This window comes from Chloroflexota bacterium, from assembly GCA_018648225.1.
Taxonomy (GTDB): Bacteria; Chloroflexota; Anaerolineae; order Anaerolineales; family UBA11858; genus NIOZ-UU35.
Genome location: JABGRQ010000176.1, coordinates 1 through 13,096 on the forward strand (window position 1 = coordinate 1; position 13,096 = coordinate 13,096).

Consider the following 13,096-nt stretch of genomic DNA (forward strand, 5'->3'; position numbering starts at 1 on the left):
ATTAACAAGAAAATTGTCGTTATCATTCGTCATCCTTTTCAAAATTCATACAATATCGGGATTATATCGTATACACATATTGCCTTTTCGCCTGATTTGTACTAGACTCTGCCCCGTATTTCAAACGAAAATCGAGGTATCGAATATGGAATGGATTTCTGACCCCCAAGCCTGGGTTGCATTACTTACGCTGACTGCCCTTGAAATTGTGTTGGGCATTGACAATATTATTTTTATTTCGATCTTAGCAGGCAAACTCCCACAAAAAGAGCAAGCCCGCGGCCGTCAGTTGGGCCTGATTATGGCGATGCTGACGCGCATTTTGCTGCTCTTCTCGCTGGCCTGGTTAACCAAGCTCACTGCCCCAATTTTTGCCGTTTTCGGGCATAGTGTTTCTGGGCGCGATCTCATTTTGCTGATCGGCGGCTTATTCTTGCTCGCCAAGAGTACCATCGAGATTCATGAAAAACTTGAAGGGCACGAGGGCGAGTCTTCGGCAAAAGTTAGGGCCTCGTTTACCGCGGTTCTCATCCAGATCATGCTGCTCGATATTGTTTTCTCGCTCGATTCCGTCATCACTGCGGTGGGCATGGCCGATGATTTAGCCGTGATGGTCACGGCTGTTGTCATTGCCGTAGGTATCATGCTTTTCGCATCTGGCCCTATCAGCGGTTATGTCAACGACCGGCCTACGCTTAAAATTCTGGCGCTCAGTTTCCTGCTGCTGATCGGCGTCTCGCTGATGGCCGAGGGCCTGCATTTCCACATCCCCAAAGGCTATACCTACTTTGCGATGGGCTTCTCCTTCCTGGTTGAAATGCTCAACCAAAAGCTAAGAACCCCCCAGAAAGACCCTGTCAAACTTCGTCAGGCCTACATCAAAGAAGATAAATAAACTATGATCAAAGCTCAAAAAACGATCCGGGTACTTACGATCATCATTGTAAATATTACCGCCGTGAGTCTGGTACTCGTGGCGGCTATGGTGGGATGGGATTATTATCAGGCCCAACAAGCTGCCGCGAATCCGGTTCCGATAGCTGCCCCAGAGGCTGAACCTACCCCCAATGTGGAAATTCAGACCAACCCTGGGGTGGGTTTGCCCCCTCTAAGCGCCAGTTTATCCCCTATGGGGGTGGGCATCAACCGCGTCGCCACAATGGATACCGTAATCCCCGAACGCCCCACGGTAGACGTTAGCACCTATCTCGTTGAACAGGGCGACAGCCTTTTTAGCATCGCCGACAAATATCAACTCAAACCCGAAACGATTCTTTGGGGAAACTTTGAAACGCTGGAAGATAATCCTCATCTGGTCAAAGCCGGGCAAGAACTCAATATTTTGCCGATCAATGGCACATACTACCAATGGTTAGAAGGCGACACCCTCGGTGCGGTGGCAAATTTCTTCAAAGTTGACCCCCAGTTGATTATCGAATACCCTGGCAATCGCTTCGATATTACCGAAACAACCGCCGAGAGCGCCAGCATTGAAACCGGCACCTGGCTGATCATCCCCGACGGACAGCGCGCCATCAAAGACTGGGGGCCGCCCGCAATTACGCGTTCAAATCCGGCTTCGGCAGCATTTTACGGTTCGGGTCACTGTGGTTCCGTTTACGAGGGCGCAATCGGCACGTACACTTTTGTCTGGCCTACCGGCAGCCATCAGATTTCTGGCTATAGTTACGACCCGGTGGTGCATGCCGCGATTGACATTGGCGGAGCAGAAGGCAATGCTATCTTCGCCGCAGATAATGGCGTCGTCGTCTATTCCGGGTGGAGCGATTACGGCTATGGCTACCTGATCGTAATTGACCACGGCACCGGCTGGCAAACGGCCTACGCGCACCTCAGTGCAGTGGGTGTTAGCTGTGGGCAGAGCGTCTTCCAGGGGACGGTGATCGGGGCGCTGGGGAATACGGGCAATTCATCGGGCGCGCACCTGCACTTCGAGATGGTATTCAACGGCATAAAAGTGAATCCGCTGAATTACGTGCAATAAAAAGTGGAGAGTTGAAAGTTGTAAGTAGATAGAGTAGCTCACAATTTTCGGTGGTACCTCCGCAGGGCGTTGCTAGAAAAAAAACGCGGAGAGCGCTTAGGCCGCAGAATTTTGTCACATACAATGCTTTTCTCGGCGTTCTCGGCGCACTCTGCGGCAAATTTGTGAGCCGGTGTTCCATAGCAACACTTAAGTAGGAGACCATCCAATTTTCGGCTCTCTGCTAAAAAACGATTATGAATTGGTATAAAGATACTCTTGAAGTTCAAACGCGTGGCAAAGGCTTGTATCCCTTCACCGACAAAATCCAGGCTCGCATTCGCCATTGGAAAATCGCTGAAGGGATGTGTTTTTTATACATCCAGCATACCAGCGCTTCGCTGATCATCAGCGAGAGCTATGATCCTACCGCCCGCATTGATCTGGAAGCCTACATGGAGCGCCTGGCACCGGAAAATCAGGCCTGGTATCGTCACACACTTGAAGGCAGCGATGATTCGCCCTCCCACATGCGCGCTATGCTCACCGATACCAGTCTGGGCATTCCGATTGATGATGGCAGCCTCAGCCTGGGTACCTGGCAAGGTGTCTATCTCTTTGAGCACCGAACGCGCGGCCATCGGCGCAAAGTATTGATCCGCTGTTTGGGTGCATCATAGCATCAGCAGCTACTCACATCAGGTAAGTTTATAACGCAATACCCTAGGGCACACGCGGCGCAAAGATGTGGAACCGCAACGTTTTTATTCTTCTTGCGCCTTCGCGGCTTTGCGCTAATATCTTTGCTAAGGTAGGAAACAACACTTGAATATAAAAATGGTCTTTTCTAAAATAATCTTCGGTTTATTACTGGTATTTTTTCTCTCCGCGTGTACCCCCGTCACACCAATTGCGCTGGTTCCGCTGCCTACCAGTACCGAAACCAACCCGGAGGAGTCTGTACCCGTGGCCGAATGGATCACTGTTTATTTCAGTGATCCCGACAGCCCTTCCGCCAGCACATACCGCGGCGGAGCCGATGACGAGCTGGTTGCCGCGATTGACGCGGCGCGCTTCAGCGTAGATGCTGCGTTATATGATCTCAACTTATGGAGCATCCGCGACGCGCTTATCGACGCGCACGAACGCGGCGTGAGCGTGCGCCTGGTCACCGAGAGCGATTATCTCGACGAAGACGAAATTCAGGACGTGGTGGACGCGGGCATCCCCACGATTGACGATCAGCGCGAGAGCCTGATGCATAATAAATTCATCGTCATTGATAACTACGAAACCTGGACTGGCTCGATGAATATGACCGTCAACGGAGCCTATAAAAATAATAACAATCTGCTGCGCATCGCATCACCACGGCTGGCGGAGAATTATCTTGCCGAATTTGAAGAAATGTTCAGCAGCCAACTCTTTGGGGATTATATCGCCGCCCGTACGCCGCATCCCAGCCTCGAGGTCAATGGGACGCGCATCGAAACGTATTTTTCGCCCGATGACCATACCGCCGACCGCATTATTGAACTCATCCAAAATGCGCGGGAAAGCATCTATTTTATGGCTTTCTCGTTCACATCTGACCCGATTGCCGACGCTATGATTGGGCGCGCCAACACGGGTGTTGATGTCGCCGGGGTGATGGAAACACGGCAATATCACTCCAACACGGGCGGTGAATTTGATACCCTCACCGAAGCCGGGATAGATGTACATTTGGATGGCAATCCCAATAACCTACACCACAAAGTCATTATCATTGATAGTGAAATCGTCATCACTGGTTCCTATAATTTCAGCCGCAGCGCCGAAGAACGCAATGACGAAAATACCCTCATCATCCACAACCCCGAAGTTGCGGCACAGTATTTGGCCGAGTTTGAGCGTGTATATGCGATAGCGAATAAATGATTTTTTGATTGGAGCGTGCTGATTACCTTTAACCTGCAACTTTCAACTTGAAACTGGAGGCCCCCATGTATTTCTACAACCGAGAAAACCGCGACCCTAAAGAACTCGTACCCGGCATCAACGCCCGCACCTATTGGGGCGAAAACATGCTGGTAGCCATGGTCGATCTGGATGCCAACGCCCACCTGCCACGTCACAACCACCCCCACGAACAAGTCGGCACCGTGATTGCAGGGAAAATCGAATTCACGATTGGTGACGAAACCAAAACCTTACAGCCCGGCGATGTCTACATTATCCCCGGCGGCGTGGCGCATGAAGCGCGCACTTTCGATCAGCCGGTCAAAGTAATTGACGTCTTCAGCCCTGTGCGCGAAGAGTACAAGTTTGAATAAATTCACCGCGGAGAACGCAAAGATCGCAGAGTTTTTTTAGACATATTTCTCCGTGTACTCCGCGGTTTGTTTCTCCCCTGGACACAACTACTAACATGACCCGATTGCAAAAATTCGCTCAAAAACCATCCGCCTTTTTTGCCGTCTTGCTGATATTAGGCATCACAGCTTACGGCCTGCATATTTACTGGATGGGATTTTATTGGGATGACTGGCCCTGGATATGGTTTGCAAACGTCATGGGGCCGCAGGGGATGCTCAAAATTGATGTGGAGCATCGGCCTATCTCTGGGGTGATTCTATTCATAGGGTCGCTCCTGGCCGGCGAGAATCCTGTGCTATGGCAGGTCTACAACCTGGGCTGGCGCATTTTAGGAAGTTTTGCCCTGACCTGGGCGCTGGCGCAGATTTGGCCCGCAGATAACGCGAATCAAATAAATTCTCGCGGACTAATAAATAAAAAAAATTCGCACAAATCCGCTGCATCCGAGAAATCCGCGTTTTATTCATCTCCAGTCATCTGGGTCAGCCTGCTCTTCCTCGTCTACCCCGGATTCAACCAGCAATTTGTGGCTGTCAATAACAGCCGCCATATCTTCCCGCTGATGACGTTTTTCCTGTCGCTGGGGCTGATGGTCAAAGCCGTACAAACGCGCAAACACTTTTGGGGCTACACGAGCAGCGCATTGCTGCTCTCGCTGGTGACGATGTTCACCACCGAATACTACTACGGCCTCGAATTCATCCGACCAGTGATTTTGTGGCTTCTGATCCGCAGAACCGATAAACGCTTCTGGTCGGGCGTGCTGGGGGCGTTTAAGGATTGGCTGCCCTATCTGATCCCGCTGGCAGCGGTCTTTGGCTGGCGGTTTGCCATCTCGAAGAGCGTTAACTACGAAATTACGGTCTTCAACGAAGTCAGCGCTTCACCGGGCAGCGGCTTTCTGCTGCACTTATGGGCCTGGCTCTCCGATCTACTGGCCTCCGGCTTTGGAGCCTGGGGAACCATTTTCAAACTCCCCGATCCAACGCTCTTCGGACCACGTACGCAACTCTATTATTGGGGCATTGTTCTTGTAGTTTGCCTGGGGGTTTTGCTCTACCTGATTTTCACGCACCGCGCCGACGAGAATCCCGCCTGGAGGCAAGAAACTCTGATTTTAGGCGCAGCAGCTCTGGTAATCGCTCCGCTACCCTTCTGGGTCACCGATCTGGACCCCAAACTGGCTTTCCCTGCCGACCGCCTGCTGCTCCCCATGATCCTGGGTTCCAGCCTGCTCGTCGCCGCGCTGATGGATCTCATCTTCCGCCGCGCTCCAGTCAAAGTGCTGATTCTGGCATTGATGGTTGGCCTGGCAGTCGGGCAGCACAACCAGAACGCCATTACCTACCGCCGCGACTGGAAGTATCAGATTGCATTTTTCCAGCAGCTCACCACGCGCATCCCAGATTTGATGCCCAACACAGCAATTCTCTCCAATGAACTGCCCAATAACCGCTCGACGGATAACTCGCTGACTGCACCGCTCAACTGGACTTACAGACCCGATTTTACTGAAGGGACGCTACCACTGAATATGTTCTATATCGACCTGCGCTTCGGCGATGACGAGCCGGTGGTGGCAGGCAGCAAATATTTCGCCAGCACCTACCGTTTTTATCCCTTCCATGGCGCGCCGGAGCAATCCGTTGTGATTTATCACCGCCCACCCGCCTGCCTGCGCGTGATGGATAACGACCGCGATCATTATTACCCCCAACTGCCGGATTTTGTCAAAGACACGCTGCCCTACTCAGACCCTGCGCGTATCCTTACCGAGCCAAACCCGAATGTTTCCCTGCCCGCGATGCTGATGCAATACCCCCAGCCAGAGAATTGGTGTTATTATTTTGAATTGGCCGATCTCGCCCGCCAGCGCGAAGATTGGCCGCGCGTGGCCGAACTGGGCGATGTTGCTTTCACGCTGGATGACTCACCGAACCATGCCTCCGAACGGATTCCGTTCATCGAAGGCTACGCGCATATTGGGCGCTGGGGCCGCGCCGAAGAACTGACCTTCGAAGCGTTGAAGATTAACCAATTCATGGGGCCGATGCTCTGCGAAACCTGGGAGCGCATTGAAGCAGATACCGACACATCTGCAGAGCGCGATGCACTTTTGGAGACAATTAACTCGAAACTAAATTGTAGTCTTTATTAGATTCTATGAGGAAACCAGGTTTTTTTACTTTTTCCCTGCTTTCCTGGCTTCCTCATAGAATTCAGGAGACAGTATGTTAAACACTAACGGCAAATTCTATCTCGGACGCCTCACTGGCGAGAATAAACCCCTGCTCTACGATCCCGCCGACCTGACCACGCACGCCGTCGTCGTCGGGATGACCGGCTCCGGCAAAACTGGCCTGTGCATTGACCTGCTCGAAGAAGCCGCCTTGCAGGGCATCCCCGCCCTGATGATTGACCCCAAAGGCGACATCACCAACGCCCTACTGCACTTTCCCGATCTGTTGCCTGCCGACTTTCAGCCGTGGATTGACCCCGACGAAGCCCGCCGCGCCGGGCAGAGCGTGGATCAGGCGGCCAGCGAAACCGCCGCAACCTGGAAAAAAGGGCTCAGCGAATGGGGTCTCGACACAGAGCGCATCCGGGCGCTAAAAAATGCGGCTCAGTTCGCCGTTTACACCCCCGGCTCCGATGCGGGCATCCCGGTTAGCATTCTGGCTTCGTTGCGCGCCCCCGAAATTCCCTGGGACGAAAACCGCGAATTGCTGCGCGAAAAAATTTCGGGCACCGTCACCGCCATCCTCGGGCTAGTGGGCCTGAGCGATCTCGACCCGGTGCGCTCGCGCGAGCACATCTTACTCAGCAACATCTTCGAAGCCGCCTGGAGCCAGGGCAAAAGCCTCGACCTTGGCGAGTTGATTCTACAAACCCAAAACCCACCCTTCCCCAAACTGGGCGTTTTTGACATCGATACCTTCTTCCCAAAAAAAGAGCGTTTCGGGCTAGCTATGACGCTCAATAACATCCTGGCGGCGCCCAGCTTCCAAACCTGGATCGAAGGCCAGCCGCTCGACATCCCCAGCTTGCTCTACACACCTGATGGAAAACCGCGCCACAGCGTTTTCTACATCGCCCATCTCAATGATGCCGAGCGCATGTTCTTTGTGGCCTTGCTCTATGCCGCCGTCGAAACCTGGATGCGCGCCCAAAGCGGCACCAGCGGTCTGCGCGCCATCGTTTATTTCGACGAGATTTTCGGTTATATGCCGCCGGTCGCCAACCCACCCTCCAAGCCGCTCATGCTACGGATGCTCAAACAAGGGCGCGCCTTTGGCGTTGGGCAGGTACTCGTCACACAGAACCCCGCCGATCTCGATTACAAGGCCCTCTCGAACGCCGGGAGCTGGTTCATCGGCAAACTGCAAACCGAAAATGATAAAAACCGCCTGCTCGACGGCCTGCAAGGCGCCGCCCCCGGCATGAACCGCAAACATTACGACAAACTGATTTCGACGCTCGATAAGCGCGTCTTTCTGCTGCACAATATCCACGAGAAAGACCCACAAGCCTTCCAAACGCGCTGGGCGATGAATTATCTTGCCGGGCCGCTGACCCGCACTCGCATTGGGGATTTGAATCGACTGGCCGGAGCCAGCCTGCCGCCCGCGGCAAGTGCTGCTCCCAAACAGGCTGCGCAGACTCCCTCGGGGGCGGTGCCTGCTCCCGAAGCGAAGGCCCAACCCCGGGCTGAGTCCGGTTCATCCACCCGCCCCGGCGCGCCAACCGGCATCGAGGAAGTTTTCCTGCCCCATAACCTGACTCTCTCCCAGGCCGCCAAAGTCTCCAGAAAAACGCTGCCTAACGATGCGAAATCCCTGGGGCTGCTCTACCGTCCGGCGCTGATCGCTCAAGCCAGCGTGCGTTTCATGCAACGCAAATACAATCTCGATCACGAAATCCGCCGCGCCGCCCTGGTGACTGAACCCGACCGCCGCGGCACCGCCCACTGGGAAGACTGGCAGGTTGCGCCCTTTGACCCGCGCACTCTTGAGCGCGATGCCGCGCCCGGGGCGCGTTTCGTCGCCATCGAAGCCCCGCTCTCCGATAGCAAAATCGTGCGCGCCATGAAAACAGACTTCAGCGACTGGATGTATCACAACAGCGAAGTCAGCGTGCGCGCCAATGAAACCCTGGACATTTTCGCCGGGCCGGAGGCCTCGCAAGCCGAATTCCGCCGCCAGTGTGCTGAAGCCGCCCGCCAAAAACGCGATGAAGAGATCAAGAAAGTCGAAGATGCTTATAATAAAAAACTGGGGACGATTCAAGACCGCCTGAAACGTGAAGAGCGTGAGTTGCGGCAAGACGAAGCCGAACTGCGCGACCGCCGTATGGAAGAATACGGTACACACGCCGAAAATGTGCTCAGCCTACTCAGCCGCCGCCGCAAACGACTCTCGACTTCTCTGACCAAACGCCGCTTAACCGAGCAATCCAAAGCCGACGTAGAAGAATCGCTGGAAGCCATTGATGAATACGAACGTCAAATTGTTGTTTTGCAGCACGAGCAAGAAAACGCAACCCAGGAAATCAACACCAAATGGGGCGACCTCGCCAACGCGCTGACCGAAATCCCCGTGCGCCCCTACAAAAAAGACATCTTACTCGAACTCTTCGGCATCGCCTGGATACCCTATCATATTGTTGAAGTCGGCGGCCAAACGATCGAACTACCGGGGTTCGGAAACTCTTAACGCAAAGTCGCAAAGACGCGAAGGCGCAGAATATGAATCAAGCACTTTGCGGCTTTGCACCATCGCGTCTTTGCGTTATACCTATGTCCGAAAAAACCTACACCATCCAAGACAAAGACGGCCAGCCAGTCAAGGTGCTGGTGCGTCGCGATAAACGCCTGAAGAAATCTTCGCGCTGGCAGCCTCAACCGGATGGCTCCATCTTGCTGCGCGTCCCCTATCGCCTGCCCAAAACCTTACTTAAGGATATTCTCACCCAGATCAGCCAACAATTGGATAAACGCGAAAAACTGGCCGAGCGCCGCACAGATGCCGAACTCCAGGAGCGCGCCGAATATCTCAACAAAAAATGCTTCGGCGGGCGCATTCAATGGCGAGCGATCCGCTGGGTGAGTAATATGAATACCCGCCTGGGAAGTTGCACCAACGGCGGCAGCACCGATGGGCATATCCGCATCAGCGATAAGATCAAAGACTGGCCGCAGTGGGTCATCGATTCAGTCATCACGCACGAACTCGTCCATCGCCTGCACGCCGATCACAGTCCGGAGTTTTGGCACACGCTCACCGAAGGCTATCCCCTCACCGAGCGGGCGCGCGGCTTCGTCATGGGCATGGGTTTTGCTCAGGGGCAAAGCTATGAAGATGACTAAATTTTCCGACATATCCACTCCAATTCCGTATTTTTACGCATTGATTATTTGGCAAGAGTGCTATATACTTAATATGATTTCTATCCAGACTCAGAATTGATCAAATCTATTGATCATTTTGTTGTTCCCTTCATAAAAAAGGAGAAAACTATGGCATTCAGTTTTACCAACTCAAAAGGAAAAACCTATTTCCTGCACGGAAAGACTTCCACCACATCAACCGGCAAAGAACGAACGTTGTATTACTTCGCCAAAGAAGTCAAAGCCGAAGGTGCGTTAGACGCAGTTCCGGCTGCCTACGAAGTTTCCGAGAGCAAAAACGGCTTGCCCGTGCTCAAGAAAAAAGCATAAGCATCCATTTGCCCACAAACACCGCTCAGAAGTTTTGAGCGGTGTTTTAGCTTAACAGGACTTATGCACTTTCGCAAAAGAAAACCCGAAAATAGGGGGATATTTTTCATCGTTTTGCGTAAGTCCTATTTTAGCCAGAATTTTTCTTTAGGAGCGAGTACAATACTGTACATACGTTGAGCATAAACACGCAGCCCTAAGGAAGCCAGGAAAGCAGGAAGCAATCAATTCCGGCTTTTCTCACGAAAAATACGTCATGCCCCAAGAATTCATCGTCATCGTCATCATCTTTTTAGCCGTATTCACCCAGAGTATCTCCGGTTTCGGATCGGCGCTGGTGGCGATGGCTTTGTTGCCCACCATTCTCAGTATTCATGTCGCCACGCCGTTGGTCGCCCTGGTGGTTATCCCCTTGGAGGTATACCTGCTCTTTCATTACCGGCATGTCTTCCATTGGAAGGCCATCTGGCGGGTAATCGCCGCCGCGGTGGTGGGAATTCCGATCGGGTTCATTTATCTTCGCCTGGTGGATGAGCAAATTGTGCTGCGGATTTTGGGCGCGCTAATTTCAGGGTATGCGCTCTATGCCCTGCTGAATATCCGCCTGCCAACACTGGCGCACCCGGCCTGGGGCTTCGTCTTTGGCCTGCTGGCCGGGCTGATCGGCGGCGCATATAACACCTCCGGGCCGCCAGTGGTTTTATATGGCACCAGCCGCGGCTGGTCACCAAGCGAGTTCAAAAGCAATCTTCAGGGCTTCTTTGTCTTTTCCAGCACCTTTACCCTCAGCGGTCATGCCCTCAATCATAACCTGACCCCCGAAGTGTGGCATTATTTCTGGCTCGCGATGCCCGCTATCGCTGCGGGCATCTTCGCCGGAACCAGCCTGGATAGCATCATCCAGGCGGAGACTTTCCGCAAGATCATTTTGGCCTTGCTGGTCGTGATTGGGTTACGATTGATCGTGTAATCATGCCCGATTCCCCTCTTTCTACCATTCATGCGCAAGCCCCCATCCGCATCTGTGACATTGGCGGCTGGACGGATACCTGGTTCGCCGAATATGGCAGTATTTTCAATATCGCCGTTTCGCCCTATGCCCAGGTGCAGATCAATATTTACCCGCGTGAAAATTTTCCCGCGCCGGTCAGACTGTGCGTGGCGAATTTCGGGGATGTCTACGACTACGATCCCGCCAAACCGGGCTGGGAGAAGCATCCCTTGCTCGAAGCGGCTATCCGCAGAGAGGGGATTCCTGAAGATGTGGCGGTTGAGATCACCATCCACTGCGCTGCGCCGCCCGGCGGGAGTACTGGCACCTCAGCTGCGGTGACCGTGGCGCTAATCGGCGCGTTGGATGCATTGACCCCGGGACACATAACATCCCACGAGGTTGCCGCCGCGGCTCAAGCGGTGGAAACTCAGGATTTGGGTTTGCAATGCGGCATTCAAGACCAGCTTTGCGCGGCGTATGGCGGGATTAATTTCATCGAGATGATTCACTACCCCCTCGCTTCCGTCGCTCAACTCCAACCCCCGTCCGCTGTTCTTGCTGAGTTAGAGGCGCGTTTGGCGTTGGTCTATCTTGGTAAGTCACACCAATCCTCAAACGTGCATCAAAAAGTCATCACCCAACTTGAAAATGCTGGGGCAGATTGCGCCCCGCTTAATGAGTTACGCACCCTGGCAACAACTGCCCGAAATGCACTCGCCGCGGGCGATTTTTCAGCTTTTGGGAAGGCAATGAACGCTAACACCGCCGCCCAGGCGCGCCTGCACCCAGATTTGGTTAGCAAGGATGCCCGGCGAGTGATTGAAATTGCCCAAAAGCATGGCGCAACAGGTTGGAAGGTGAACGGCGCTGGGGGCGATGGAGGTTCCCTGACGCTGCTGTGCACAGGAGGGCCAACAGCCAAACGCGGGCTGCTGGATGATATTTCGCAGGCGCACCCTGATTTTCGGATCATTCCGATTACGTTAGATCAGCATGGGTTGCAGGTGTGGTAAATTGATGTCAGTGCATAATCTTCGTTGTATAATGGCATCTACCGGATGACTTTTCACGCCAGGCACGACAATAAATATTCATAAATTGTGTAGTCATCTACATTACCTTGAATGCCATTTTATTAGGAAACCAGGAACACAGGAAGAAAAATTCATGGCCTGTGCCCTTTTGGGTAATTCTTGGCTTCCTCATAAAAACTTAATGTTCAAGCTCTTGTTGACCAATACAGAATCTTCAAAAATGAGGCAAATCCATGAAAACCAACAAAACTCTTTGTGAACTCAAGGAAGAAGGCGTCATCAAAAAAGAATTTAAGGCCTACAAAACGCTGGTACGGAATGGTGAATTTGTTTGCCAAAACTGCGGACGTGTCGCCCGTCGTAAGAAAAATCTTTGTGAAGCCAAACGACTTTTTCCCAAGAAAAAATGAGCCAACAAACTCTCCATCGTTGTTCCTGGCCGGGAGACGATCCACTGTATATTGCCTATCATGACGAAGAGTGGGGCGTGCCCGTGTATGATGACCAGCAACTCTTCGCCAAGTTGATTCTGGATGGCGCGCAGGCTGGCCTGAGTTGGATCACAATTCTTCGCAAGCGCGAAAACTATTACCACGCTTTCGACAACTTTGATCCCAAAATAATCGTTCGTTATGATGATGCCAAATTTGCTGAGTTAATGGCAAATCCCGGCATTGTGCGCAATCGCCAGAAGATCAACGCAGCCATCAAAAATGCGCAGGCCTACCTTCAAATTCGGGAACAGGCCGGTTCAATCAGTCAATTTTTGTGGGGCTTCGTTGACGGGACTCCCATCGTGAACCGATGGTCTTCACTCGAGCAAATCCCCGCTCAAACTATCGCGTCGCAAGCTATGAGCAAAGCGCTCAAACAGCGCGGCTTCAGTTTCGTCGGCCCCACGATCTGTTATGCCTTCATGCAAGCCGTGGGCATGGTCAACGATCACCTCATAAATTGCTATCGGTATAATGAAGTCACCGCTTTCAAAACTCCAGAGAAAAGCTAAGAAA

13 protein-coding genes are annotated in these 13,096 nt (G+C 52.8%); all 13 read left to right on the top strand.

Annotated features, from left to right (window positions below):
* Window positions 1-145 precede the first annotated feature (145 nt).
* The 13 genes from HN413_16010 to HN413_16070 all read left to right on the top strand — a co-directional run bounded on the left by HN413_16010 (window position 146) and on the right by HN413_16070 (window position 13,092).
* Window positions 146-895, top strand: a complete 750-nt coding sequence (locus HN413_16010; GenBank protein ID MBT3391904.1) for a TerC family protein — start codon at window positions 146-148, stop codon at window positions 893-895.
* Window positions 896-898: 3 nt separating this feature from the next.
* Entirely contained in the window at window positions 899-2,005 is a 1,107-nt protein-coding gene (locus HN413_16015; GenBank protein ID MBT3391905.1) for a M23 family metallopeptidase, read from the top strand.
* 236 nt (window positions 2,006-2,241) lie between these two features.
* Window positions 2,242-2,664, top strand: coding sequence for a YjbQ family protein (locus HN413_16020; protein MBT3391906.1), 423 nt, complete (start codon window positions 2,242-2,244; stop codon window positions 2,662-2,664).
* A gap of 145 nt (window positions 2,665-2,809) precedes the next feature.
* Window positions 2,810-3,904, top strand: a complete 1,095-nt coding sequence (locus HN413_16025; protein ID MBT3391907.1) for a phospholipase — start codon at window positions 2,810-2,812, stop codon at window positions 3,902-3,904.
* Window positions 3,905-3,969: 65 nt separating this feature from the next.
* The gene (locus HN413_16030; GenBank protein ID MBT3391908.1) at window positions 3,970-4,299 is read left to right on the top strand and encodes a cupin domain-containing protein; all 330 of its coding nucleotides are present in this window, start codon (window positions 3,970-3,972) and stop codon (window positions 4,297-4,299) included.
* Window positions 4,300-4,394: 95 nt separating this feature from the next.
* On the top strand, window positions 4,395-6,500 hold the full coding sequence (locus tag HN413_16035) for a hypothetical protein (protein MBT3391909.1): 2,106 nt from the start codon (window positions 4,395-4,397) through the stop codon (window positions 6,498-6,500).
* Window positions 6,501-6,573: 73 nt separating this feature from the next.
* A complete protein-coding gene (locus HN413_16040; GenBank protein MBT3391910.1) occupies window positions 6,574-9,054 on the top strand; it encodes a DUF87 domain-containing protein in 2,481 nt (826 codons plus the stop codon).
* 83 nt (window positions 9,055-9,137) lie between these two features.
* Entirely contained in the window at window positions 9,138-9,707 is a 570-nt protein-coding gene (locus tag HN413_16045; protein MBT3391911.1) for a M48 family metallopeptidase, read from the top strand.
* A gap of 150 nt (window positions 9,708-9,857) precedes the next feature.
* Window positions 9,858-10,058: a hypothetical protein gene (locus HN413_16050; protein MBT3391912.1), complete on the top strand. Its 201-nt coding sequence runs from the start codon at window positions 9,858-9,860 to the stop codon at window positions 10,056-10,058.
* 256 nt (window positions 10,059-10,314) lie between these two features.
* Window positions 10,315-11,028, top strand: coding sequence for a sulfite exporter TauE/SafE family protein (locus tag HN413_16055; GenBank protein ID MBT3391913.1), 714 nt, complete (start codon window positions 10,315-10,317; stop codon window positions 11,026-11,028).
* Window positions 11,029-11,030: 2 nt separating this feature from the next.
* On the top strand, window positions 11,031-12,065 hold the full coding sequence (locus HN413_16060; GenBank protein MBT3391914.1) for a GHMP kinase: 1,035 nt from the start codon (window positions 11,031-11,033) through the stop codon (window positions 12,063-12,065).
* Window positions 12,066-12,319: 254 nt separating this feature from the next.
* Window positions 12,320-12,496, top strand: a complete 177-nt coding sequence (locus HN413_16065; GenBank protein ID MBT3391915.1) for a hypothetical protein — start codon at window positions 12,320-12,322, stop codon at window positions 12,494-12,496.
* Window positions 12,493-13,092: a DNA-3-methyladenine glycosylase I gene (locus HN413_16070; protein MBT3391916.1), complete on the top strand. Its 600-nt coding sequence runs from the start codon at window positions 12,493-12,495 to the stop codon at window positions 13,090-13,092. The genes HN413_16065 and HN413_16070 overlap by 4 nt, the downstream gene beginning before the upstream one ends.
* The last annotated feature ends 4 nt before the right edge of the window (window positions 13,093-13,096 follow it).

Excerpts from the sequence above, each read along its gene's own strand:
- HN413_16010 (MBT3391904.1), top strand. The coding sequence starts at position 146 with ATGGAATGGATTTCTGACCCCCAAGCCTGGGTTGCATTACTTACGCTG.
- HN413_16015 (MBT3391905.1), top strand. The coding sequence starts at position 899 with ATGATCAAAGCTCAAAAAACGATCCGGGTACTTACGATCATCATTGTA.
- HN413_16020 (MBT3391906.1), top strand. The coding sequence starts at position 2,242 with ATGAATTGGTATAAAGATACTCTTGAAGTTCAAACGCGTGGCAAAGGC.
- HN413_16030 (MBT3391908.1), top strand. The coding sequence starts at position 3,970 with ATGTATTTCTACAACCGAGAAAACCGCGACCCTAAAGAACTCGTACCC.
- HN413_16035 (MBT3391909.1), top strand. The coding sequence starts at position 4,395 with ATGACCCGATTGCAAAAATTCGCTCAAAAACCATCCGCCTTTTTTGCC.
- HN413_16040 (MBT3391910.1), top strand. The coding sequence starts at position 6,574 with ATGTTAAACACTAACGGCAAATTCTATCTCGGACGCCTCACTGGCGAG.
- HN413_16045 (MBT3391911.1), top strand. The coding sequence starts at position 9,138 with ATGTCCGAAAAAACCTACACCATCCAAGACAAAGACGGCCAGCCAGTC.
- HN413_16050 (MBT3391912.1), top strand. The coding sequence starts at position 9,858 with ATGGCATTCAGTTTTACCAACTCAAAAGGAAAAACCTATTTCCTGCAC.
- HN413_16055 (MBT3391913.1), top strand. The coding sequence starts at position 10,315 with ATGCCCCAAGAATTCATCGTCATCGTCATCATCTTTTTAGCCGTATTC.
- HN413_16060 (MBT3391914.1), top strand. The coding sequence starts at position 11,031 with ATGCCCGATTCCCCTCTTTCTACCATTCATGCGCAAGCCCCCATCCGC.
- HN413_16065 (MBT3391915.1), top strand. The coding sequence starts at position 12,320 with ATGAAAACCAACAAAACTCTTTGTGAACTCAAGGAAGAAGGCGTCATC.
- HN413_16070 (MBT3391916.1), top strand. The coding sequence starts at position 12,493 with ATGAGCCAACAAACTCTCCATCGTTGTTCCTGGCCGGGAGACGATCCA.